At 45.2% G+C, this 24,962-nt stretch carries 21 protein-coding genes, 1 pseudogene and 1 other annotated feature; of the genes and pseudogenes, 16 read left to right on the top strand and 6 right to left on the bottom strand.

Annotated features, from left to right (window positions below):
* Positions 1-4 precede the first annotated feature (4 nt).
* From NHH16_RS01375 to NHH16_RS01355, 5 genes and pseudogenes are all read left to right on the top strand, one after another.
* Positions 5-1,360, top strand: a complete 1,356-nt coding sequence (locus NHH16_RS01375) for an acetyl-CoA carboxylase biotin carboxylase subunit (protein WP_262067804.1) — start codon at positions 5-7, stop codon at positions 1,358-1,360.
* Positions 1,351-3,054 carry an acetyl-CoA carboxylase carboxyltransferase subunit alpha gene (locus NHH16_RS01370; RefSeq protein WP_262067803.1) on the top strand — a complete coding sequence of 568 codons (1,704 nt, stop codon included), beginning with the start codon at positions 1,351-1,353 and terminating at the stop codon, positions 3,052-3,054. The genes NHH16_RS01375 and NHH16_RS01370 overlap by 10 nt, the downstream gene beginning before the upstream one ends.
* Positions 3,055-3,065: 11 nt before the next feature.
* Positions 3,066-4,124, top strand: a complete 1,059-nt coding sequence (locus tag NHH16_RS01365; protein WP_262067802.1) for an NAD(P)H-dependent flavin oxidoreductase — start codon at positions 3,066-3,068, stop codon at positions 4,122-4,124.
* 90 nt (positions 4,125-4,214) lie between these two features.
* Positions 4,215-4,604 carry a MarR family winged helix-turn-helix transcriptional regulator gene (locus NHH16_RS01360; protein ID WP_275982017.1) on the top strand — a complete coding sequence of 130 codons (390 nt, stop codon included), beginning with the start codon at positions 4,215-4,217 and terminating at the stop codon, positions 4,602-4,604.
* 2 nt (positions 4,605-4,606) lie between these two features.
* Positions 4,607-4,696: pseudogene (locus NHH16_RS01355) on the top strand (MerR family DNA-binding transcriptional regulator); the annotation flags it as partial.
* 88 nt (positions 4,697-4,784) lie between these two features.
* Here NHH16_RS01355 and NHH16_RS01350 read toward each other — a convergent pair.
* The 5 genes from NHH16_RS01350 to hydE all read right to left on the bottom strand — a co-directional run bounded on the left by NHH16_RS01350 (position 4,785) and on the right by hydE (position 10,968).
* Positions 4,785-6,467: an ATP-binding protein gene (locus NHH16_RS01350; RefSeq protein WP_262067799.1), complete on the bottom strand. Its 1,683-nt coding sequence runs from the start codon at positions 6,465-6,467 to the stop codon at positions 4,785-4,787.
* Between the two features lie 123 nt (positions 6,468-6,590).
* On the bottom strand, positions 6,591-7,238 hold the full coding sequence (locus tag NHH16_RS01345; protein WP_262067798.1) for a putative ABC transporter permease: 648 nt from the start codon (positions 7,236-7,238) through the stop codon (positions 6,591-6,593).
* Between the two features lie 72 nt (positions 7,239-7,310).
* Entirely contained in the window at positions 7,311-8,498 is a 1,188-nt protein-coding gene (gene hydF / locus NHH16_RS01340; protein ID WP_262067797.1) for a [FeFe] hydrogenase H-cluster maturation GTPase HydF, read from the bottom strand.
* A 15-nt stretch (positions 8,499-8,513) separates the two neighbouring features.
* A complete protein-coding gene (gene hydG / locus NHH16_RS01335) occupies positions 8,514-9,935 on the bottom strand; it encodes a [FeFe] hydrogenase H-cluster radical SAM maturase HydG (protein ID WP_262067796.1) in 1,422 nt (473 codons plus the stop codon).
* Complete coding sequence (gene hydE, locus NHH16_RS01330) at positions 9,928-10,968, bottom strand: [FeFe] hydrogenase H-cluster radical SAM maturase HydE (protein WP_262067795.1); 1,041 nt, start codon at positions 10,966-10,968, stop codon at positions 9,928-9,930. Before hydE ends, hydG begins: the two co-directional genes overlap by 8 nt.
* Before the next feature lie 54 nt (positions 10,969-11,022).
* Between hydE and NHH16_RS01325 the strand changes: the two genes are divergently transcribed.
* From NHH16_RS01325 to NHH16_RS01295, 7 genes are all read left to right on the top strand, one after another.
* Positions 11,023-11,967: an AEC family transporter gene (locus tag NHH16_RS01325; RefSeq protein WP_262067794.1), complete on the top strand. Its 945-nt coding sequence runs from the start codon at positions 11,023-11,025 to the stop codon at positions 11,965-11,967.
* A 62-nt stretch (positions 11,968-12,029) separates the two neighbouring features.
* Positions 12,030-12,248 (top strand) — a binding site (T-box leader).
* 59 nt (positions 12,249-12,307) lie between these two features.
* Positions 12,308-14,959, top strand: a complete 2,652-nt coding sequence (locus NHH16_RS01320) for a valine--tRNA ligase (protein WP_262067793.1) — start codon at positions 12,308-12,310, stop codon at positions 14,957-14,959.
* Positions 14,960-14,976: 17 nt separating this feature from the next.
* Positions 14,977-17,160, top strand: coding sequence for an LTA synthase family protein (locus tag NHH16_RS01315; RefSeq protein ID WP_262067792.1), 2,184 nt, complete (start codon positions 14,977-14,979; stop codon positions 17,158-17,160).
* Positions 17,157-18,377 (top strand): bifunctional folylpolyglutamate synthase/dihydrofolate synthase, encoded by a 1,221-nt coding sequence (locus NHH16_RS01310; RefSeq protein WP_262067791.1) that lies wholly within the window; start codon positions 17,157-17,159, stop codon positions 18,375-18,377. The genes NHH16_RS01315 and NHH16_RS01310 overlap by 4 nt, the downstream gene beginning before the upstream one ends.
* On the top strand, positions 18,364-18,498 hold the full coding sequence (locus NHH16_RS01305; RefSeq protein WP_262067790.1) for a hypothetical protein: 135 nt from the start codon (positions 18,364-18,366) through the stop codon (positions 18,496-18,498). The genes NHH16_RS01310 and NHH16_RS01305 overlap by 14 nt, the downstream gene beginning before the upstream one ends.
* Before the next feature lie 16 nt (positions 18,499-18,514).
* Positions 18,515-19,846: a tetratricopeptide repeat protein gene (locus tag NHH16_RS01300; RefSeq protein ID WP_262067789.1), complete on the top strand. Its 1,332-nt coding sequence runs from the start codon at positions 18,515-18,517 to the stop codon at positions 19,844-19,846.
* Positions 19,847-19,871: 25 nt separating this feature from the next.
* Positions 19,872-21,515, top strand: a complete 1,644-nt coding sequence (locus NHH16_RS01295) for a Na/Pi cotransporter family protein (protein WP_262067788.1) — start codon at positions 19,872-19,874, stop codon at positions 21,513-21,515.
* 52 nt (positions 21,516-21,567) lie between these two features.
* Here the strand turns inward: NHH16_RS01295 and NHH16_RS01290 are convergent, their stop codons facing one another.
* The gene (locus tag NHH16_RS01290) at positions 21,568-21,831 is read right to left on the bottom strand and encodes a hypothetical protein (RefSeq protein ID WP_262067787.1); all 264 of its coding nucleotides are present in this window, start codon (positions 21,829-21,831) and stop codon (positions 21,568-21,570) included.
* Between the two features lie 97 nt (positions 21,832-21,928).
* On the opposite strand from NHH16_RS01290, the gene NHH16_RS01285 reads away from it, so the two are divergent.
* The 4 genes from NHH16_RS01285 (at position 21,929) to NHH16_RS01270 (ending at position 24,921) form a co-directional block, all read left to right on the top strand.
* Positions 21,929-22,372, top strand: coding sequence for a protease inhibitor I42 family protein (locus NHH16_RS01285; RefSeq protein ID WP_262067786.1), 444 nt, complete (start codon positions 21,929-21,931; stop codon positions 22,370-22,372).
* Between the two features lie 226 nt (positions 22,373-22,598).
* Entirely contained in the window at positions 22,599-23,663 is a 1,065-nt protein-coding gene (locus NHH16_RS01280; protein ID WP_262067785.1) for a PTS sugar transporter subunit IIC, read from the top strand.
* A 14-nt stretch (positions 23,664-23,677) separates the two neighbouring features.
* Entirely contained in the window at positions 23,678-24,202 is a 525-nt protein-coding gene (locus NHH16_RS01275; RefSeq protein WP_262067784.1) for a cob(I)yrinic acid a,c-diamide adenosyltransferase, read from the top strand.
* A 56-nt stretch (positions 24,203-24,258) separates the two neighbouring features.
* Entirely contained in the window at positions 24,259-24,921 is a 663-nt protein-coding gene (locus NHH16_RS01270; RefSeq protein WP_262067783.1) for a GTP pyrophosphokinase, read from the top strand.
* Positions 24,922-24,962 lie beyond the last annotated feature (41 nt).

Genomic DNA, 24,962 nt, shown 5'->3' with positions numbered 1-24,962 from the left:
GATTATGATTAAGAAAGTACTAATTGCAAATAGAGGAGAGATTGCCGTCCGGATTATCAGGGCCTGTCGTGAAATGGGCATTGAAACGGTGGCGGTATACTCAGAAGCCGATAAGGAAGCGTTGCATACTCAGTTAGCCGATGAAGCGATTTGCATCGGCCCAGCACCAGCCACTAAGAGTTACCTGGAGATGGAAAAGATAATCAGCGCAACCTTAGTATCCGGTGCAGATGCCATTCATCCAGGGTTTGGTTTCTTATCAGAGAACGCTAAGTTCGCCGAGCTTTGTGAAAAGTGTAATATTATTTTTATCGGTCCGAAAGCCGAGGTGATTGCTAGCCTTGGCAATAAGCAAGAAGCCAGGAAGACCATGATGGCAGCGAACGTCCCGGTTATCCCCGGGACCAAGGAGGCGGTTTACGACTGGGAGACTGGGTTTACACTGGCGGGAGAGATTGGTTATCCGGTTATTATTAAAGCTGCCCTTGGTGGCGGTGGTAAAGGAATGCGAGAAGCCCATAGGGAAGAGGAGTTTGAGCAGGCGTTTAAGACGGCACAACAAGAGACCCGTAACGCCTTTGGGGATGACACGATGTACATTGAACATTTTGTACAAAATCCTCGTCATATTGAATTCCAGATCTTGGCAGATGAACACGGTAATGTAGTTCATCTCGGGGAGCGTGATTGCTCGATTCAGCGTAATCACCAGAAGATGATCGAAGAATCTCCTAGTGTGGCCTTAACGAAAGAGCTACGAAAAGCTATGGGTGAAGCGGCTGTGCGGGCGGCTCGGGCAACGAACTACCAAAATGCGGGAACGATTGAATTCCTACTTGAGAAAGATAATAATTTCTATTTTATGGAGATGAACACCCGTATTCAAGTGGAACACCCGGTGACAGAATGGGTTACGGGAATCGATCTTGTGAAGGAGCAGATTCGCATTGCCAGTGGCGAACGCTTAAGCGTTACCCAGGAGGATGTTCGTCTTTCCGGTCACGCCATTGAGTGTCGTATTAATGCGGAAAATCCCAGGAAGAACTTTGCACCTTCTCCCGGTACGATTAAGGATATGTATCTGCCAGGCGGTAAGGGGATTCGCATTGACTCGGCAATCTATAGTGGCTATACGATTCCGCCGTACTACGATTCTATGGTGGCGAAGCTGATTGTCTGGGCGAAGAACCGGAAAGAGGCGATTGCCAAGATGCAAAGTGCCCTAGGTGAGGTAATCATTGATGGGGTCGAGACAAATGTAGATTATCAGTATGAAATTCTCAGTAACGAAGATTTCTGTAAGGGAGATATCGATATTGAGTTTATCGAGAAACATAAAGGTGAAATCTTATGCAGTTAACGAATGTTTTTAAAAAAACAAAGACCGTTCATAATACTCGCAAAACTCTGCAGACGATTAAGCAGGAGAAACCAGAAGTGCCAGAGGGGCTGCTGAGAAAGTGCAATAAATGCGGAGCGGCGATTATTACCGATGATGTAAAAGAAAATTTTTACACTTGTCCTAAGTGTGAGGGCTATTTTCGCGTCCATGCCAGAAGGCGAATTGAAATGGTGGCCGATAGCAACTCGTTCGTTTCTTTTGACGATGATTTAGTTACTAAAAACCCGTTAAACTATCCTAAATACGAAGATAAAATCGCCGAAATTCAGACAAGGACCAGCCTGCAAGAAGCGGTTATTACCGGCTCCTGCCAGGTGGAAGGAAATCCAGCTATAATCGGAGTGATGGATGGTCGCTTCCTGATGGCTAGTATGGGTCAAGTAGTAGGTGAGAAGATTACTAGAGCAGCAGAGCGAGCCACCAAGGAGAATCTGCCGCTGATCCTTTTTGCTTGCTCCGGCGGAGCGAGGATGCAAGAAGGCATTGTTTCTCTCATGCAAATGACCAAAACCAGCGCGGCTCTTAAGCGCCATAGCGATAGCGGGAATCTTTTTATTTCGGTCTTAACGGATCCCACCACCGGCGGGGTCACAGCTAGCTTTGCCATGCTAGGCGACATTATTCTGGCAGAGCCAGGAGCGTTAATCGGTTTTGCCGGTCCGAGGGTTATTGAACAGACCATTGGGCAGAAGCTGCCAAAAGGCTTTCAGCGAGCTGAGTTTTTAAAGGAACACGGTTTTGTAGATAAAATTGTCGCTAGACCAGAACTAAAGAAAACGTTAGCCGAGATTCTCAGTCTTCATTCACAAACGCCGACTACTTTGCTAGCGGCAGCGCCGCTAGAGAGTGCCAGCGAAGTGAAGAATGAGATTGCTGGTGCTTGGGACAGGGTGCTACTTTCGCGAATGAAGGATCGGCCCGTAGGTGAGGATTACCTAACCCATTTGTTTGAGGATTTCACCGAGTTTCACGGCGATCGTTATTACGGCGACGACGAAGCGATCATCGGCGGCGTGGCTCGCTTTAAGGGCCTACCCGTAACGGTCATTGCTCAGGCCAAAGGTAAGGATACGAAAGAAAATATCCGCCGCAACTTTGGCATGCCCTCTCCGGAAGGGTATCGCAAAGCTCTTCGGCTAATGAAGCAGGCGGAGAAATTCGGTCGTCCGATTATCTGTTTTGTGGATACACCGGGAGCCTTTTGCGGCCTGGAAGCGGAAGAACGGGGCCAAGGAGAGGCAATTGCCAGAAATCTCTACGAGATGTCTGCTCTTAAGGTGCCGATTTTATCCATTGTTATCGGTGAGGGTGGCAGTGGTGGAGCTCTTGCGATGGCGACAGCCAATGAGGTCTGGATGCTGGAAAATGCCATTTATTCGATTCTTTCTCCGGAAGGCTTTGCCAGTATCTTGTGGAAGGATGCTAGTCTTGCTAAAGAAGCGGCAGAAGTAATGAAGCTGACAGCGAAGGATTTACTGGAAATGGGGATAATTGAACAGGTCATAGAAGAGCCAGGTCATTTTACTTTGCAGAATTTAGGAGTAGTAACCAAGCAGTTAGAGCAGGGTATTACGAGATTTTTGCAGGATTATCAGGATTTAAGTGGGGATGAAATCAGCGAACGTAGGTATCAGCGATTTAGGGAGATGTAGGAGATATTGACATGAAGGTGACACCTTTGCAGATAGGTGATTTAACAGCGGAAATTCCTCTGATTCAAGGGGGAATGGGCGTTGGGATTAGCCTCGGTAATCTAGCCGGGGCCGTAGCAAAAGCTGGCGGTATTGGCGTGATAAGTAGTGCCCAGATTGGTTTTCGCGAGCCGGATTTTGACACAGATGTAAAAAGTGCTAATGATAGAGCCCTGAGAATGGAGATTAAGAAGGCGAAAGCAATAGCTCCAGACGGTGTTGTAGGGGTGAATATTATGGTAGCCCTTAAGCATTATAAGGAACACGTAATGGCGGCAGTAGGGGCTGGTGCGGATATTATTATCTCCGGAGCCGGGTTACCGGTTGAGCTGCCAAAGCTTGTGGCTGGAGCGAAGACGAAGATTGCTCCGATTGTTTCTTCCATAAAAGCAGCAAGTGTCATCCTTAAGCTGTGGGATAAAAAGTACCAAAGAGTGCCTGATTTAATCGTGGTTGAAGGTCCAAAAGCCGGTGGTCATCTAGGTTTTTCAAAAGAAGATGTGGAAAGTTTGGACGAATTGACTTATGATAAAGAAGTAAAAGGCATCTTGGAAGTGGTGAAGGAATACGCATGTAAGTATCAGAAGAAAATTCCGGTGGCCTTTGGTGGCGGGATTGAATCAAAAGAAGATGCTAAACGGGCATTTGCTTTAGGGGTAGACGCCGTTCAGGTGGCAACTAGGTTTATCACTAGCAAAGAGTGCGATGCCGATTCCCGTTATAAGGAAGCATATCTGGCCGCTAGCAAAGAAGACGTGGTGATAACTAAGAGCCCAGTAGGGATGCCAGGACGTGCCCTTAGGAATCAGCTAATGGAACGGGTAGAAGCCGGTGAGCAGATTTCTCACTCACCTTGCCATCAATGCTTGGCGCGTTGCAATCCTCAGGATATTCCCTATTGCATTACCGATACCTTGGTGGCAGCGGCCAAAGGAGAAGTGGATCAGGGCTTGCTCTTTTGCGGCGCCAATGTGTATAAGCAAGAGAAGTTAGAGACGGTGCCAGAAATTATTGCCAGTATTTTTGAATAAAGAATAATAGAGACGGAAAGGAGGTTGTTGCTAGTGGAATTAGAATACTCTTCATTGAATGAAGTATTAGTGAAACTTTTTAATGAGATTATGGAAGAAGAAGGCAAAGCGATTATCAGCGGCGAGTTTAAAGACTTGACGAATAACGATATGCACGTGATTGAGGCGATTGGCTTGTCCGAGCAGAAGAATATGACTTCTATTGCTTCTCATTTGGGTATCACGGTGGGTTCCTTAACAACAGCCATGAACTCTCTAGTTAATAAAAAATACGTTGAGCGCTTTCGCAGCGAAAAGGATCGCCGAGTAGTCTTCGTAAAGTTAACAGAAAGCGGAATGCGGGCGTTTCACCACCATGAGGAGTATCACCATCAGATGACAGAAGCGATTCTAAAGCGCTTAACGCCGGAAGAGATGCCGGTTTTGATGAAGCTTTTAGAATCTCTTAACGAATTCTTTAAAGAACGAAAAGGTGAGTAGCTTTGCAGACGTACAGAACATCCCAAGTAGCGGCGATTGTTGGCGTTCACCCCAATACGGTTCGCCTGTATGAAGAGTTAGGCTTGATTCCAAACTATATATACAGGCAAAGAAAGCGACCGGCTAATCATTATCCGGTCGCTTCGTTGTGCCAATTATTCTCTTGAGGCCCAGATGCTCTTAGAGATATTTCTTTAGCTTCATCATCACTTCATCAATATCTAAAGGCTTGCCAATATGGTCATTCATACCTGCGGCTAAGCAAGTCTCGATATCTTCTCGAAAGACATTTGCCGTCATGGCGATAATCGGAGTATTACAAACACTCGGGTTTGTCGTAGAACGAATGGCTTTCGTCGCTTCATATCCATTCATTTCTGGCATCTGTACATCCATAAGAATAATATCATAAGGAGTCGTTTCCTCACGTAGGAGAGAATCATAGGCGATGCGGCCGTTCTCAGCGCTTTCAAGGGTGGCACCGGTATCTCTCAACAGGGCGTGAACAATCTCACGGTTAATTTCATTATCTTCGACCACTAAGATACGTCTTCCGGTAAAGATTCCCTTAGTTTCTTCAGTCAAATCTTTCCCTTTTTTCGTATCAGTATTTCCGACAGCGCCCCTTTTAACCTGAGCGGTAAATTTAAAAACGGAGCCTTTACCAACATCGCTTTCTACCCATATGTCGCCATTCATTTGCAGAATAATGCTCTTTGATATGGCAAGACCAAGACCTGTTCCGCCATATTTGCGGGAGATACTAGAATCTGCTTGTTGAAAAGACTGGAATAGCTGCTTTTGTTGTTGTTCTGATATACCAATCCCGGTATCAGCTACATCGACCTGAAGTGTACAAATGTCATCCTGCTCGGATAGATTGCGAATACGTAAATCAATACAACCACCTTCGGGAGTGAATTTTATCGCGTTGGAAATGAGATTAGTGATAACTTGAGAGAGCCGTTGTTGATCGCTGATAATAAAAGGAGGGACATTTTTATCGACGTCAATGGTGAATTTCTGTAGTTTCTCATTTACTTTAAAACTTGTGACGGTCACAATCTGCTCGATTAAGTCCTCAAAGGCAAATTCGGAATCAGAGAGTGTAAATTTGCCGGCTTCTATTTTGGACATATCGAGAATATCGTTAATAACGCCCAAAAGGTGGGCAGATGCACTCTCTATCTTTGTCAGACATTCGTCCTTTTTGTTGATTTCGTTTGACTCTCTAGCAATATGAGTCATACCAATAATCGCATTCATGGGTGTGCGTATTTCATGAGACATGTTTGCGAGGAAAATTCCTTTGGCTTCACTGGCTTTTTTTGCATCTTCACGAGCGATACTAATATCTGTCACGTCGATAAAAAGTAAGATTGCACCAATAGCTTGACCACGTGTGTCCGAAAGAGGGCGAACGTATTTTTTATAATAGCGTTTTGAAGTACCAGGTATAAAGGAGAAGAAAATCTCTTCTTCAATAGTAATACCGCTTTCCATTGCATCGATTAGTTCTTGCTCGGCGCTGCTAATCGCCTGTGCGTTTGGATATTCAAGTCGCTCGGGAATCGCCGGCGTTCCGATGATTTCGTCATAACTTTTCATGCCAGCTGCCGCTAAATACGATTCTGAACACATAATAACCTTTAAGTCGGTATTGATAAAGAGTACTATTTCAGGCATTATTCGAAGAAGAGAATTTAAGTATAACTCCCGCAAAGGTTCTTTCTCTTCATTCATTTTTTGTTCGTATTTTTCTATTTTTTCATTTGCAGAAGCTAATCTGCCACGAAGATTTTGAAGCTCTGCTTCCAATTCTGACAGACGAGTATCTTTGTCATGGTTATATTTGTTTATCATCGAGACCTCTCCCCTCGCTAAAACTCTGCGTGTTCACTCATCAAATTATAACATAACAGTTTGTTTTTTAGAAGACATGGATTGGCAGATATGCTGTAAAAAGCGGAGTCTGAGGTAATTCCCTCAGGCTCCGTTTCTGATAAGTGGTGAAATTGTATGAAAGACTGTATAAGTAACCCCTCGACCCATATTTGGCGCCTGGGAAGAGGTGATGATATCAAAAATCAAGAGGAACAACAGGAGAAGGGCTAAGGCGCTGATAAAGCGGCTAGAAAAGCGCTCGGTAAATTCATCGATTCGCGGGGCAGCAATATAGACAATAAATAGTCCGGCCGTGCCGAAGAAGATTAGACCCCGTAGACAAATTCGTCCGTGTAGCTGAAAGGTCAAATCCCGGTAGTCCCACCACCGCATACCATAGGTCTTTTCTAAAAAGACGCCGGTAGCGTACTCGATGATTCCTGCAAAAAGCATAATCGTTCCCAAAAGATAGGTTGGTCGCTTGTTTTTAAGCAGCTGGTACACTAGCAGGGACATCACCGCTCCTGTACCGTAGACCGGGAGCCAAGGTCCGTTTAAGACGCCGCGATTGGCGGCCTGGCCTTCTGTTAGGTATGTATATAATATTTCCCATAACCAGCCAATGCAGGAAAAAGTAAAAAAGATAATCACATAGCTAGTCTTCTTATACGTTCGTTCGTAATCGTAGCGCTGGGCTGCGTTTGTAGCAGTATTGCTTAGATACTCTAAGCCACGTGCAATTGTATTCATAAAAATCCCCATTTCCTTATAGATAACAAAGTATATCATACAGGAAAATGGGGAGAAAATAAAGAGCGAATTTTACTTCTGTTTTGCGAGAGGTGCTAAGCTTTCAGCGAGAATACCCTTCATCTGGGCAATCGCCATCCCGTAATTGGTAATAGGAACATTTGCCGCCTGAGCTTTAGCGATGCGGTATTTCATTTCCTTTTCATTTAACATGCAGCCACCGCAGTGGATAATGAGATCATACTCGTTTAAATTCTGAGGAAATTCACTGCCGCTGGTAAAGGAGAGAGTAAGGTCTTCTTTCGTATATTCCTTTAGCCACCGGGGGAGCTTTACGGTGCCGATATCATCGCATTGACGATGATGGGTACAGCCTTCGCTAATTAAAATCTTGCTATTAGCCGTTAAGGAATCTAGCGCCTTAGCACCCTCCCATAACGGCTCCAAGTCGCCCTTATAGCGGGCGAATAAAATGGAAAAGGAAGTCAAGGGAAACCGCCGGTTATTGATGCGACTAACAGTGCCAAAGACTTGGCTATCGGTAATAATAAGGGCGGGCGCTTGGCTTGTTAGTGCGCTTTCGAGGGCGTCTTCTTTGACAATGGTTACTAGGTTACCGTGATCTAGTAAGTCACGAATGGTCTGTTGCTGGGGAAGGATTAAGCGTCCTTTAGGGGCGGCAGAATCGATGGGTACAACCAGGAGTACGAGGTCTCCAGGGGTAACTAAGTCAGCTGCGATAACGTTGTCCTTTTCTAGCGCCGGTGCCAGCGCGCCGAGCGCGTTTTTTAGTTCCTCAATGCCATCCCCGGTTTTGGCACTTACTACTAATGAAGGGTTAATGAGCGTCTTAGGTGCTTCATCTTTTAAGTCGCTTTTATTATAGACCACCAGATAAGGAATTTCTTTTTCTTTAATCAGTTCTAAAATTTCCAGTTCCGCTTCTTGGAAGCCGGTATTTATATCCACAACTAAGAGCGCGATGTCCGTCTTATTTAAGACTTGATACGTCTTCTTTACCCGTAGTGCCCCAATTTCCCCGGTATCGTTCAGTCCAGGGGTATCGATAATGACGACGGGGCCAAGAGGCAACAATTCCATTGCTTTTTGAACCGGATCTGTGGTGGTTCCTTTGATTTCGGAGACGATGGCTAGGTCTTGGCCGGTAAGGGCATTGATTAAGCTTGACTTACCGGCGTTGCGATTTCCAAAGAGACTAATGTGGACGCGTTCGGAACTAGGTGTGTTCTGTAAACTCATATATTGCTTATCTCCTTAAAATACAAAATCTCGTTTGTTGTTATTACGGATTAGGTCTAAGTTGCGGATCACGATCTCTCTAGCTTTTTCACTAGGGACGTTGCTAATCTCTCGGTCGATGATTTTTTCACCGATAATCTTTGTCTCGGGAGATGCGTAATCCATCAAATACTCCTGAAGAGTCATTAAGGCGTTAGGATGACAGCAGTTTTGAATCTGTCCACTTTTTAGAAGAGACATAAACCGGTCGCCAGTACGACCCTCCCGGTAGCAAGCAGTACAAAAGCTAGGGATGAAATCCATTTCCATTAGCCAGCGTACGACCTCGTCTAAGGTCCTGGTATCACTTAACTCGAACTGGGAGGAGTCACCTAATTCAGGTTCGCTATCTACGTAGCCGCCCACACTGGTCTTGGAGCCACCACTAATTTGGGAAATACCCAGGTGAAGGACGCGTCCTCTAACATCCTGGCTCTCTCTAGTGGAGATAATCATGCCGGTATATGGAACGGCTAGACGGATACAGGCCACCAGTTTGGCGAAGGTCTCGTCATCAATACCGTTTGTAAAGGTAGATGCATCGATATCATCGGCATCCTTTAATCTAGGGACACTAATCGTATGAGGTCCCACGCCAAAGGCCGCTTCTAAGTGCTCCGCATGCATTAAAAGCCCGGCGAACTCATAACGGTATTTATCAAGGCCAAAGAGCACTCCGATGCCCACATCGTCGATGCCGCCGGCCATCGCCCGATCCATTGCCGTGGTATGGTAGTCGTAGTCGGACTTAGGACCTGTCGGGTGAAGTTCCTGATAGCTGGCTTTGTGATACGTCTCTTGAAAGAGAATATAAGTACCGATTTCCGCTTCCTTTAAAAGGCGATAATTATCCACGGTGGTAGCAGCGATATTCATATTTACCCGGCGGATAGCGCCGTTTTTGTGTTTCACGTCATAAATCGTGCGAATCGCCTCTAAGTAGTAATCCATGGTGTTATGAACGGGATCTTCGCCGGCTTCTAGCGCTAAGCGCTTATGCCCCATATCCTGGAGGGCGATGACCTCTGCCCGGATTTCTTCCATCGAAAGCTTCTTCCGGGGAATTGTCTTGTTCTTTAAGTGATAAGGGCAGTAGGTACAGCCGTTAATACAGTAATTAGATAGATATAAGGGGGCAAACATCACAATGCGGTTGCCGTAAAAAGCCAATTTGATTTCGTTTGCCAGTTTGTATATTTTTTCGTTGGTTGCTTCGTCCTCGCAAGCTAGGAGCACCGAAGCCTCTCGGTGGGTAAGGCCTTTCATCTTGGCGGCCTTTTCTAAGATAGTTTCAATTAATGTTAAGTTATTTTTGTTTTCATCGGCAAAGGCTAACGTCTCTTCGATTTCCTCGTGATTAATAAAGTCCTCTGCTAATTTTGAATGTGCATCATACATTTTTCGAGTCCCCTCTTTCTGATACAATTGCGTATCCTAATTGTTCTAGCTCTTTAAAGAGCGGGTTATCCGGGCTTAAGTCGATATCCTTGGCCCGTTCTTTGTTGTTGTAGAGAGTGTAATTTAATCGCTGGGCGCTAGGAGTCACGTTTTGCATGAGGACGTTGGCACCAGCGAGAACGCCCTTCTTGCGTCCGTCTAGTGCAAGAGCTCCTAGGGATGTAGTCGAAGGAAGTAAGACCTTTGGTAGCATTAGGCGCAGTAGGGCAATACACAGTAGTGTATCGGCCACGGTCCCCGAGGTCATTGCCCCAAAAGGCGTATCCTTATGAGCGATGAACGGGCCAATGCCAATCATTTGGGGATCCAGTTCCTTAAGATATAGAAAGTCCTCGGCTAAGTTTTCCGGAGTTTGGTAAGGAGAGCCCACCATAAAGCCGCTCCCTGCTTGATAGCCGATTTCCTTTAAGTCCGTTAAGCACTTCTGCCTGGCTTTGGCACTTAAGTTCTCCGGATGAAGCCTGGCATAGTGGCTAGGGCTATACGTTTCGTGTCTTAATAAGAAACGCTCGGCACCGGCTAAAAAGAAGGCTTCGTAATCCTCACGAGGACGCTCGCCAATGGAAAGGGTGATGGCCACCTCTGGGAACTTTCGGCGGATTGCTTCGATAATTTCACAGAGCCGTTCCTTGGTAAAGAAAGCGTCTTCACCGCCTTGTAAGACCACGGTACGAAAGCCAGCTTCGTAGCTTAGCTGGCAACAATCGAGGATCTCTTCGGTTGTTAGACGAAAGCGGGATACCAGTTGATTTCCCGAACGAATACCGCAGTAATAGCAGTTATTACGACAGTAATTGGTAAATTCGATTAAACCCCGAACGAAAATTTTATGCTCGTAGTGTTCGTAAGTTCGCGCTCTGGCAAGGGCGAATAGCTCCTCCCTATCGATTAAATCCCGGTGCTCAAAGAGCCAAATCCATTCCTCTTTTTCAAGTGTACTTTTCTCATCCAGTTTTCTGATTAAATTTCTCATATACCACAGTATATCACACATGTTATAATGAAAAAAACCAAAATGGAGCTAATTATGGAAAACTTACTATTTAGTATGGGCGCTACCATGCCCATTTTTTTAATGATGATACTGGGAGCTTTCTTACGAAAGCAAGGGATAATTGACGAAGAGTTTGCTGCCAAAATCAATCGTTTCGTCTTCTTAGTCCCTTTGCCAGCGCTGGTGTTTAACGACTTACGAGGCGAGGATTTTCGGCGAGTATTCGATTTGCCCTTTTTCTTGTTTTGTCTAGCAGTCACCATTCTTTGTATTTTAATTGCCATCGGCTTGTCTCTTTTCCTAAAGGAGCGGGGCCTGCGAGGAGAATTTATCCAGGCGAGCTATCGCAGTTCGGCCGCCCTTATCGGTATGGCCTTTCTCCAAAGTCTATATGGAAAGACGACAGCGGCCGCCGTAATGATTATCGCTAGCGTCCCCCTTTATAACGTAGTAGCGGTGATTGTCCTTTGTCTGTTAAAACCAGGGGAAGGCAAAATCGACAAAAAAAGGCTTAGAGAAACCTTAGTTGGCGTTATCAAAAATCCGATTATTATCGCCATCGCCATCGGGATTCTGTGGTCGTTCTTCCGAATTTCGATGCCGCCGGTGTTAGAAAAAAGCGTAGAAAGTGTGAGCAATCTAGCCACCCCTCTCGGTCTGATGGCTATGGGAGCGTCATTCACCTACAGCGCCTTAGACAAGGAGAAGGTGCCGGTGCTTTGTGCCACCTTTTTAAAGCTAATCGGGTTTGCCGCTTTGTTCTTGCCGGTAGCAATCGGCTTTGGCTTCCGCGCGGAAAAGCTAGTTACTATTCTCGTGATGTTAGGCTCAGCGACCACAGTTACTTCTTATATTATGGCCAAGAATTTGGGAAACCAAGGTAGTCTCACAGCCGGAGCGGTAACGCTTACCACCTTTCTTAGCCCCTTTACGCTGACAGCGTGGCTCTTTCTACTGCGTACACTTAGGCTTGTGTAGAATTAAGGCACGTAAATCTTGACAGAAAGCGGTTTTTTTCGTAAGATAAGGGTAGTTTAATAGCAAATGCGTGGATAAAGAGGAGTACGTATATTCCCCCTGTTAGAGAGAACGGTTCGTGGCTGAAAGACGGTTCCTGTGGCGGTATACGGAAGGTAGCTTTGGAGCAGGGTGGTTGAACCGTGTAGTAGATCACTTCGGAGTCGTTCCCGTTAACAGACATGATGAGATATGCCGTAGGCATAAATGAAGGTGGTACCGCGACTATAATCGCCCTTTTTGATAAAGGGCGTTTTTTTATGTAATAGAATGTGTTGATTGTGTGAAGGAGATGAAGACGATGAGTCAAAATTTAGAAACTACTTATAATCCGAAAGGAATGGAAGACCGTTTGTACAGCAAATGGTTAGAAAAGAAATATTTTCATGGGGAAATCGATCGTAGCAAAAAGCCGTTTACGACGGTAATGCCGCCCCCGAATATTACCGGAAAGTTGCATATGGGTCATGCCCTTGATAATACCTTGCAGGATATCTTGATTCGTTACAAGAGAATGCAGGGCTTTAATGCGCTTTGGATTCCGGGAACGGATCATGCGGCAATCTCTACGGAAGTAAAGGTTACCGAACAGCTGAAAGAAGAAGGCATTGATAAAAGAGAGTTAGGTCGTGAGAAATTCTTAGAGCGAACCTGGGAGTGGAAAGAAGAATATGGCGGCACCATTAAGAATCAGCTGATGAAGCTAGGTGTTTCCTGTGACTGGGATAGAGAGCGCTTTACTTTAGATGAAGGATGTTCGGAGGCCGTGGAAGAGGTCTTCTTAAAATTGCATAGAAAAGGGTTTATTTATCGGGGCAACCGCATCATCAACTGGTGTCCCGTATGTAAGACCTCGCTTTCGGATGCAGAAGTAGAACATGAGGAACAAGCCGGTTCTTTTTGGCATATCAAATATCCGTTAAAGGACGGGGAAGGCTTCTTAGAGATCGCGACCACTAGACCGGAGACCATGCTTGGGGATACAGCGATTGCTGTTAATCCTGAGGATGAAAGGTATACGGACTTAATTGGCAAGATGGCGATTTTACCCCTTGTGAATCGGGAGATTCCCATTATTGCTGACGAATATGTGGATAAGGAATTCGGTACGGGAGCCGTAAAGATTACACCGGCACACGACCCAAATGACTTTGAGGTGGGACAGCGCCACAACCTGCCAGAGATTAATGTGATGAACGACGATGCCACTATTAACGAAGAAGGTGGTAAATACGCAGGTATGGACCGCTACGTGGCTCGTAAGGCGATTGTTGCCGATTTAGAGGCCGCTGGACTTCTCGTTAAAGTAGAAGAGCACATTCATAATGTAGGTACTCATGATCGCTGCGGGACAACGGTGGAGCCGTTTCTTAAAAAGCAGTGGTTTGTGCGGATGGAAGAGCTGGCCAAACCAGCGATTGAAGCCCTTAGTAACGGGGATTTAAGCTTTGTTCCTGAGCGCTTTGATAAAGTGTATTTGAACTGGTTAAATAATATTCGCGATTGGTGTATTTCTCGGCAGATTTGGTGGGGACACCGAATTCCTGCCTACTACTGCGATAGCTGCGGCGAAATCGTGGTGGCGAAAGAGAAGCCGGCGACTTGTCCGAAATGTGGTGGTACTAGTTTTACTCAGGATGAGGATACTCTAGATACCTGGTTTAGCTCAGCCCTTTGGCCTTTCTCAACTCTTGGTTGGCCAGAAATGACAGAGGATTATCAGTATTTCTACCCAACTGATGTGCTAGTTACCGGTTACGATATTATCTTTTTCTGGGTAATCAGAATGGTGTTCTCCGGTTACGAACAGACGGGAAAATGTCCGTTTAATACCGTGTTTATCCACGGTCTTATTCGCGATTCCCAGGGAAGAAAGATGAGCAAATCTCTTGGAAACGGTATCGATCCCCTAGAGATTATCGATCAGTACGGTGCGGATGCTCTTAGAATGACCCTAGTAACGGGAAATGCACCGGGCAATGATATGCGCTTTTATATGGAAAGAGTAGAGGCTAGTCGTAATTTTGCCAATAAGGTTTGGAATGCGTCTCGCTTCATTATGATGAATATTGAGAAAATCGGGGTTAGTGAACCAAAGTCAGCATCTACCGATCCAGCCGATCGCTGGATTATCTCCAGGGCCAATGAACTGGTGCGGGATGTAACCGAAAATATGGATAAGTTTGAGCTAGGAATCGCCCTTTCAAAGATCTATGAATTCCTTTGGGACGAGTTCTGTGACTGGTATATTGAGATTGCGAAGTACCGGATTTACCACGCGGATGAAGATAAGGAAAGTGCGAATCAGGCCCTTTATACATTAAAGAGCGTGTTACAAATCGGACTTAAGCTTCTGCATCCCTATATGCCGTTTATTACCGAAGAAATCTACGACAAACTGGTTCCTGAAGAAGAGTCATTAATGATTTCCGCTTGGCCAGTTTTTGATGAGAAGAAGGAAGCGCCTGCAGAGGTGCGCGTTTTAGAACACTGCAAAGAGATCGTGCGTAGCGTGCGAAATATCCGTTCAGAAATGAACGTGCCAAATGGTCGTAAAGCAACAATCTATGTGGTGACAAAAGATGAGCAACTAAGCGCTGGGCTTAGTGAGCTTAAAGAGGCGATGAAACTAATTGCTAGTGCCGCAGATGTGGTTATTCAGGTAGATGAAGAGGGCATCGCCGAAGACGCTGTATCCGCAGTTGTACCGGATTGTGTGGTTTATCTGCCACTTAGCGATTTGGTTGACTTTGAGCAGGAGCGAGAGCGACTTGCCAAAGAAAAAAATCATTTGCAAGGGGAAATCAAGCGGGCGACGGGCATGCTGGCCAATGAACGCTTTGTCTCGAAAGCTCCAGAAGCGAAAGTGCAAGAAGAGAAAGATAAGCTCAAGAAGTTTGAAGAAATGTTAAAGCAAGTAGAAGAGCGCTTAGAGGCGTTAGCCGGTAAATAGGCGAAGGAGAGATCTGCGTGAAGAAATTTAATTTAAAAAAGTTTAATCTTAAAGATTTTTCGTTGGCAGATTTAAAGGAATGGTTCAGGAAGAGGGAGATTCGCCGGGCAGAAATATTAGAAAAGCGGCGAAATAGTGAGTGGGCAAAGAAGATGGCCCCAGTTTACACATTTTTAAATAGATATTCATTGTTGTTTCATATCGTCTTGGCGATTGTTATTAACTTGGTAATTGAGGCCCTTTCTCGGCACTCGCTTTTTAAAGCGATCGGTTTTTTGGCTGGGTCCCCCCTGGTGTTCCTCTATAATGCATTTATGATTTTTTGTACGCTTTCCATTGTCTATGCTTTTAGAAGACGGACCTTTGCCAGAATTATCATTACGGTTTTATGGTTTGTACTAGGAGTAGCGAATGGTTATATGCTTTTAAAGCGGGTAACGCCTTTTAATGCTCAGGACCTTACTAACGCTAAGGACGGCTTGAGCCTAATTACCAATTACTTTAGCGGTTTTGAGATTGTTGTTCTAGCGGTAGGTCTTGTGGCCTTGGTGCTATGGGTGGTTTCCATGTATAAAAGAGGCGCTCAGTTTCAAGGACGGATGCACCGCGTTGTCGCGCTAATCGGGACGGGAATCTTTTTTGGAATCTTTTTTCTTGTCTCTAGCCTGGCCGTAGAAAAGCGAGTGATTTCCACCTATTTTGGTAATATCGCCTTTGCTTATGAAGACTATGGTCTGCCCTATTGCTTTATGACTAGCGTGTTTAATACCGGGATTAATCAGCCTAACGGTTACGACGAAGAGGCGATGGCGAAGATTAATGAGAACGACGAGCTAACTAAGTCAGAGACAGGGCGGGCGTTAGAGTCAAGGCCGAACATCCTCGTGGTCCAGTTAGAATCTTTCTTCGACGTAAATGAGGTGGAATTTTTTGACACTAATGTAGATGCCCTACCGAATCTACGCAGTATGTTTGAAAACTATTCCTCAGGTTACTTTAAAGTGCCCTCAATTGGGGCAGGGACGGCTAATACTGAGTTTGAAGTGTTAACGGGAATGAATTTGCGTTACTTTGGGCCTGGTGAGTATCCGTATAAGACGTATTCTAAGGAAAAACCCACGGAAAGTGCGGCGACGGCACTTGCGAGCCTTGGTTATAGCACTCATGCTCTTCATAACAACGGCGGGAATTTTTATAGCCGGGCCAAGGTTTTTGACAATATGGGCTTTGATTCCTTTACCAGTAAAGAGTTTATGAATATCTTACAGACCACGCCAAACGGTTGGTCTAAGGATGATATCTTAGTTCAGCACATGATGGATGCCATGGATACGTCGGAGGGGACGGACTTTGTCTTTACGATCAGCGTGCAAGGACACGGGGATTATCCAGAGGAGAAAGTCATCGAGAATCCGGTGGTAGAGGTTACTGGCATTGAAGATGAGGCTTTAAAAAATAAATGGGAATACTACGTCAACATGGTCTATGAGATGGATCAGTTTGTGGGACGTTTGCGAGATGCGGTAGAAAAGCGGGGAGAGCCAACGGTAATCGTATTTTACGGGGACCATTTACCCACTTTAGGTCTCGAGTCAGAGGACTTGCATAGCCGCTATCTCTACAATACGAATTACGTAATTTGGGATAATATCGGGCTTCCAAAAGAGGATGAGAATGTGACCTCTTATCAGCTTTTAGCGGATCTTTTTAATCGCCTCGACATTCATTCAGGAACGGTGTTTAATTATCATCAACAGCGCCGAAAGACTAGTAAGTATCTGGAGGATTTGGAGCTGTTGCAATACGACATTCTCTACGGAAAACAATATGTCTACGACGGGGATCCGCCGATTACTGAAGGGCATATGATGATGGGTGTAAAAGACGTGACACTGTCAAATGTAATCGAAGTTCCCGAAAAGGGCTATAGTCTCTACGGGACTAATTTTACCAAAGGAAGTAAGGTGTATGTTAACGGCGAAAAGCAGAAATCTACCTTCTTAAATAATACCCATATTACGTTACCAGAGACTACTCTTTCAGATGGCGACGAGATTGTAATTAAGCAGATGGGCTCTAGCAATACGGAATTTCGGCGAAGTAATCAGTATATATATGAAGACGGAGCGTTAACAGAGGTACCGGATACAAAGACGGATTTAACCACTTCTTGGGTGCATCAGCAGCAGGAGGAAGAATGATAATTAGCGAAGCCTATGAGTATTTAGCAGGGATTCCCAAGTTTACCAGGAAGCATCCCCTAGAGCATACGCGAAAATTAGTTGCTCTTCTAGGAAATCCCGGTGGGAACAAGAAGGCAATTCACGTGGCCGGAACCAACGGAAAGGGCTCGGTGTGTCACTATCTACAAGCCATAATTTTGGCTGGTGGCCATACCACAGGGATGTTTACCTCGCCACACCTGGTGCGGGTTAATGAGCGCTTTATGATAAATGGCGAAGAGGTATCTGATAGCTTATTCCTACAGGCCTTTACGAAAGTCTTAACGGTTGCCCAAGATCTTGAGGAAGCAGGAGAAGGACATCCTTCTTATTTCGAATTTTTATACGCCATGGGGCTACTGATTTTTGAGGAGAGCCAGGTAGAATACCTTATCTTGGAAACGGGTCTTGGCGGTCGCTTAGATGCCACCAATAGCTACCAAATGCCTCTTGTCAGTGTAATAACTTCGATAAGCTTAGATCACCAACAGATTTTAGGAGAGACCATTGCCGAAATTGCCGGTGAGAAAGCAGGGATTATTCGCGAAGGCGTGCCGGTAGTTGCCGATGGCAGTAGTCCAGAAGCCCTTGCAGTCATTAGCCAGGTGGCAAAAGCAAGAAGGGCCCCTCTTAAGGTGGTTACACCAGAGGAAGGAAGAGCCTTATCTTGGCAGCTTAGCGGTAGCGATTACCAGCGGATGAATGGCACCCTAGCGGTTGCCGCTGCCGGGTATTTGCCCCTTTCCCTTGAGCGAGAGAGCCTGCGAAGAGCTCTCGAAGAAGTGCGCATACCGGGACGCATGGAAGAAGTGTTGCCGGGAGTATATGTAGAGGGCGCCCACAACGAGGCTGGAATCGCTGCTTTTTGCCGAAATATTCAGAGGGAAGTAGCCCCGGTGATTTTATTTTCGGTAGTCAGCGATAAAGATGTGAGTGCGCTAATTAAAATTTTATGCGATAATATAGAAGCGACTGCTTTTGTCATTACGGGAATTAAGGATGCCAGAAGGGCGTCCACAGAAGCGCTGGCAACTGAGTTTGCCAAATATACAAAGTGTCCCATCTACCAGGAAGAGGATTCTCTAGCGGCCTTTCGCTTAGGCTACCGTTTAAAAGGAGCTAAGAGGAAGCTATACTGTGTGGGTTCGCTATATTTGGTCGGTGAAATAAAGGAGGCTCTAGATGTTGGATTTTGATGAAGAATTAAAGAAATTTCAGCCTAGCTTGGAAGTAGAAGATGTGGAAGATGCGGTGTATCAGGATGATTTGACCGATATGACCGATATTCTAAAAGAAGTAATCGAAAATATTAAATAGCTTAAAAGGACGAGCCATGGAATATACAGAAAAGGTCATCTACCAGTCTAACTACTGGTACAATGATGGTTTAAAAAAAGCAAACATCCGTGACCTATCAGGGGCGATAACCTCCCTCAAGCGCAGCCTGCAGTTTTACAGCGATAATATTGCTGCGCGTAACCTCTTAGGTTTGGTTTATTACGGCCGGGGGGAAGTGATTGAAGGCCTAGTAGAGTGGATTTTAAGTGCCAATTTAAGGCCAGAAGATAATATTGCGATTCATTACATACGCACCCTTCAAGAGGACCGAGATGGGTTGCAGATAGTTAATGGCGCTATTAAAAAATACAATTTAAGTCTGGATTTGGCAAGGCAGGGAAGCGATGATTTGGCGATTATCCAGTTAACCCAAGCGGTAAAAGAACACCCTACGTTTGTGAAAGCCTATCAGCTCTTAGCCCTTATCTATATCCGCAAGGGTGATAAGAAAGAGGCTAAGGATTGCCTTAGGGTAGCTCATAGTCTTGATAAGACCGACGAGCGCACCCTGCGTTATACCCATGAGTTAACTGAGCTAGGAAAAGAGCCGAACCGTGTGCGCCGGATGCCAGGGTTACATGTGCAGAAAAGCAAAAATGCAGTTTCTTACGCCAATGGCAATGACACCATTATCCAACCAGTCTTAGGGGCGTTTAAAGAAAGCACCCGTCTCCAGACCTTACTTAATATCATCGTGGGAGCGGTGATTGGTGTAGCGGTGATGCTGTTCCTGATTATGCCTGGGATTATCTATAACAACCAAAAGGACATAAATAAGCAGATTTTACAGTTTAGTGAAGATATAGCTACGAAAGATACCCAGATCAATGCTCTTAAAAAGGAGCTGAGCGTTTACGTCTCCGATAGCGATACCAATGCCGCAAATGCGGCGACGGCAGAAACTACCAGACAATCATATGAGATTGTGCTGAGCGTCTACCAGCATTATCAGGCGAATGATATGTCGGACTTTGATATGGTGTCCCAGTTAGTGAATGTACTTCCTGATGCCTTAGGTGAAAGTACTAGGGCCCAGTACGATGAAATGGTAAGCGCAATTTACCCCCGCTCCATAGAGCGGATGAGCGTAGATGGCCGCTCGGCCTTTGACGCTGGCAATTATCCTGAGGCCATTAATCAACTAAAATTGGTGGTGGGGATGGATCAGAGTGCAGAAGAAGGCGCGATTTATTTGTTACTAGCAGAGGCGTATGAAAAAAGTGGCGATAATGACAATGCCAAGCTAGCCTATGAAACCATAGCCGGCAATTTGGGCGGCACCGAGGCCGCGACGACGGCGTCAGCAGCATTAGAGAGACTTCAGTAGGAAAGAGAGTATTTCGGAGGAAAAAATGGATTACTTAACAATTTTATTAGGATTTGTCGGTGGACTAGGAATGTTCATTTACGGCATGCAGATTATGGCAGGAGGCCTTGAGAATGCTGCCGGTAGCAAGATGAAGACGCTTCTTGAAGCGCTCACAAAAAACAAGCTGATGGGCGTACTACTAGGAGCAGCGATTACCGCCGTTATCCAAAGCTCTTCGGCGACCACCGTTATGGTGGTAGGTTTCGTAAATGCCGGAATCATGAATTTGACCCAGGCGATGGGTGTTATTATGGGTGCCAATATCGGTACCACAGTTACCGGTTGGCTCGTATCTTCAGTGGAGTGGGCGGAGTTTTTAAGCCCAGCTAAGCTAGCCCCCGTTGCTCTAGCCCTTGGTGTGGTGATGATGGTAATCGGAAAGCGTCAGCGTTCCAAAGACATTGCCAATATCGTAATTGGTTTTGGTTTGCTTTTTATCGGTATCACGACTATGTCAAATTCCGTATATCCCTTAAGAGATGCTCCAGCTTTCCAAGAGGCTTTTATAAAGCTTGGCAAGAATCCTTTCCTCGGTATTCTTGCCGGTCTAGCAGTTACCGCAATTATTCAAAGTTCTTCTGCCTCAGTAGGTATTCTTCAGTCGTTAGCCGCAGTTGGTCTAGTACCTTTTGGCGCGGCTGCCTACATTATCATGGGTCAGAATATCGGGACCTGTGTAACGGCGATTTTATCCAGTATCGGCGCTAAAAGAAATGCCAAGACAGCAGCGATTATGCATTTGCTTTTTAATATCATCGGTACAGTTATTATCGGTGGTCTGGCGATGATTTACCTAGAGTTTATTAATCCGGTGATGGCAGCAGGCATGATTAGCCAGACCCAGATCAGTGTAATCCATACCTTGTTTAATATCGTGACCACAGTTGTGCTTTTCCCTTTATCCAATTGGATTATCAAGTTGGCCAAGAAGATTGGCCGGGTGGACGAAGAAGGAGTGGATCCAGGTCAAGTATACTTAGACGATCGTATCTTAGAGACACCGAGTATCGCGCTCCAGTCAACGGTTAAAGAAATCGGTCGTATGGGCGATTTGGTTGAACAGGCTTTAGATGTGTGTAAACGCGTCCTTTTTACCCGTAAAGATGAGGATATTAAATATCTAAAAGAAGAAGAAAGTGTGGTTGATAAGCTGACCAATGGCATCTCTGATTACGTTATCAAGATCAGTATGAAACAGATTAGCGAAAAGGAACATCAAGAGGTGGCGCACATGCTGCAAATCGTTTCCGATATGGAGCGAATCAGCGACTATACGGAGAATATCTCCGAGTTTGCCGAAGCTCTTAAAGATAAGAAGGTAGAGTTCTCCGATGTGGCGAAAGCCCAGCTAGAGGAGATGCTAGATGTGTGTGTGTCTAGCTACAGCTACGCTCTAAAAGCGTATGTGGATCAAGACAAAGAAATGGCCCTTAAAGTGATTGAGCAAGAGACGAAGGCCGATGATCTAGAGGTTAAGCTTCGTAGTTCCCACATTAAGCGACTGGCCCAAAATCTATGTAATACCCATGCCGGCATTGTCTTCTTAGATGCTCTCGTGTGTTTGGAACGTATTTCTGACCACGCACGTAACATCGCCGAAGAAGTGCTGCAACAGGTAGCAGAATAAAACAAAATAGAATTTGCTTACATAAAAGAGTAGGGCGGACAAAATGTCCGCCCTACTCTTCAATTACATGAATTTCCAAAAAATCAAAATCAATGCTATCCACAAAGTTATCCGCGTAGAAGCGGGTCTTATCTAAGCGCTTAAACTCAGCGATATTCTTATCTAGCCAAATTGGTTTGCTCAAATCAAAGGCGTAGCAGATGTCATCAACAGCGGCAAAGATCTTCTTGGTGCGGCTTTCCTCGCTATCATTTTCTACCACCATGTCTTTTAGCATGCGGTTGTCTTTAAATTCTTTAGCCCATATTCTAAACATTCTTTTTCTCCAATATCTTTAAAAATCTAGCATTAAGTATACCACATGCAGTATAATGGTAAAAGAATTATAAGAAAATAAAGGGGGATTTGTTTTTATGAAAAAAGTAAGTATGATGGTGGCCGTTCTTTTGCTAGCACTTGGGCTTATTGCCTGTGGTAAGAAAGAGCCTAGTGAAGTGGAGATTACCTTAGCCTCTAACCCGACGACGGGTTACGTCTGGGAATTGACAGAGGACAAAGACGAAGTCTTGAAGTTTGAAGAGATGGAAGAGGATTATGATACCGATGAGGACGCTGCTGGTACCGCAGGTAGTGAAAGCTATCAGTTTGTTGCTAAAACCGCTGGTGAGGCAACGATTGTCTTTGAGTATTTAAGACCGTGGGAAGATGGAGAAAAGGCGTATCGCGTTACCTATGATTTTAAAGTAGATAAGGATCTCCAGGTGGAGTTTGTGAATAAGAAGATCGAAATCCTCGATGAAAGTGTAGAGACGGAAGCGGAACTTGATAAGAAGCTTAAAGATCCCGTGATTGACTAAGGAGTTTTGATATGCAAAAGAGATGCGGCCTCATGGCCGCATCTCTTAAGGAAAGGAAATGAAAAAAATAATTTAAAGGATAAAAAGGAATAAGTAAATAGTAATTATTTACTTATTTGTATAATAAGGCTTAAATATGTATAATGTATGTCGGATAAGTAAAAAAAACCTAAAATGAAGAACAATTTAGTTTAGAAATACGTTATGAATGGAGAAGAATATTTTTATGAAACCAGTTAAAAGCATTTTAAATCACCTCTTTATAGACGGCTTAAGCGCCATGGCACAGGGGCTTTTCGCAACTTTGATTATCGGTACCATCATTCAACAAATCGGTTTATTTGTGGGTGGGCCTCTTGGGGCTCTATTGGTAACCGTTGGCAAGGTGGCCGCGAGCATGACCGGCGCCGGTATCGGGGTGGCGGTCGCTACGAAGTTTGGGCATCCGCCACTAGTTACGGTCTCCGCCGGGGTGGCGGGCTTAATCGGTGCTTTTGCCGGGAGCGTTGTTTCCGGTGGAGTGCTCGGTGAAGGGGCGATGGTCTATGCGGGACCAGGTGAGCCTCTAGGTGCTTTTATCGCCGCCTACGTCAGCATTTTAGTGGGCGGGATTATTTCCGGGAAGACGAAGCTCGATATCGTGCTGACGCCAATTGTAACCATCGGCTCAGGTAGTGCCGTGGGCTTACTTATCGGACCGAGTATTTCAAAGTTTATGGCCTTTATCGGCTCTTTGGTTAATTGGGGGACAGAGCAGCAACCATTCCTAATGGGCATCGTGGTATCGGTCCTGATGGGCATGATTTTAACGCTTCCCATTAGCTCGGCGGCGGTAGGTATTATTCTTAATTTGTCTGGCCTTGCAGCGGGAGCGGCTACCGTTGGCTGTTGCTGTAATATGATTGGCTTTGCTGTAGCTAGCTTTCGGGAAAATAAGTTTGGTGGTCTGCTAGCGCAAGGAATCGGGACCTCCATGCTACAGGTACCCAATATTGTCCGAAAGCCGATTATTTGGTTACCGGCTATTATTTCCAGCGCCGTTCTCGGACCAGTAGGAACGATGCTCTTTAAAATCACTAGCAACGCTACCGGATCGGGTATGGGAACGGCCGGTCTGGTGGGTCCGATTATGGCTTACCAAACTATGATTGTGGGAGAGCCAGGGACAGTCGTTCTTATTAAAATCGTTGTCTTACTCTTCCTGTTGCCGGCCGTAGTAACGCTGGCGGTTTCGGAAGGGATGCGCAAGTTGAATTTGATTAAGCCAGGGGATATGAAGCTGGATTTGTAAAGGAGAGGTAGAAGATGAGAGGAACCGGTCGAGTACATATTTATTATGGATATGGAAAAGGAAAGACCACAGCGGCCATCGGAGCCACGGTCCGGGCAGCAGGGGCTGGTCTAAAGGTTTTATTCTATCAGTTTTTAAAAGACAATTCCTCGTCTGAACGAGCTATCCTTGAGGAAATGCCGAATGTGACTTGCCTACCGGGGAAAGAACATGTGAAATTTTACACCCAGATGAACGGCGAGGAGAAAAAAGAATATCGACGCTATTATACCAAGGCTTTAGATGAAATCGTTAAGTTTTGTTCGGGATTTGATGTGCTTGTGCTCGATGAGATCCTCGACGCGGTAGCCCTAGGCGTTATTAGTGAGCAGAAGGTGCTTAGCTTCATTGATCACAAACCTCGGGGCTTAGAACTGGTGCTTACTGGCCACGATATTTCGGAGGAGATGGAGGCTAGAGGCCATTACATTACCTATTTTGAGAAGGAAAAGCATCCTTATGATCTGGGGATAATCGCCCGGGAAGGAATTGAGTATTAGTAGGAACTATGCTATACTTTTTAATGTAAGATCTATGGAGAAGACGAGGTAGATTTATGGAAGAAAATAACAACGGCTACGACAGCGTGGACAGTTGGAAGACGATTATGTTCCTCTACAATTCGGCGCTGAAAGAAGTGGGAACGAAGCTGGAGATTCTTAATGATGAATTTCAGTACGTGCATCAGTATAATCCCATTGAACATATTAAAACCAGAGTCAAGACGGCAGAGAGCATCGTCCAGAAGCTACGGCGTTACGGCTATGAATCATCGATTGATAATATGGTTAAGTATGTCAACGATATTGCTGGGGTAAGACTGATTTGTTCCTTTACTTCAGATATCTATGTGTTGGCAGAAATGATCGGTAAGCAGAGTGACTTAAAAGTTATTTCTATTAAAGATTATATTAAGAATCCTAAGGAGAGCGGTTACAAAAGCTATCATATGTTAGTTACGGTACCGATTTACCTTTCAGATAGTGTGGTAGATACGAAAGTTGAGATTCAGATACGAACCATTGCCATGGATTTCTGGGCAAGTTTGGAGCATAAGATTTACTATAAGTTTGAAGGTAACGCTCCCGAGCACATCAGTCAAGAGCTGAAAGAGTGTGCGGACATGATTTCGGTGTTAGATGAGAAGATGCTCACCCTCAACTCAGAGATTTTGAGTTTTGCGGCAGAGGAAAAGAGAGAAAAGGAAGCTGAAGGGTAAAACCTTCAGCTTTTTACGTTACTTTAACGAGACGCCGAAGC

The sequence above is a fragment of the Ohessyouella blattaphilus genome, from assembly GCF_024721265.1.
In the GTDB taxonomy this organism is placed as follows: domain Bacteria; phylum Bacillota; class Clostridia; order Lachnospirales; family Lachnospiraceae; genus Aequitasia; species Aequitasia blattaphilus_A.
This window is presented reverse-complemented; position numbering and strand designations above follow the sequence as displayed.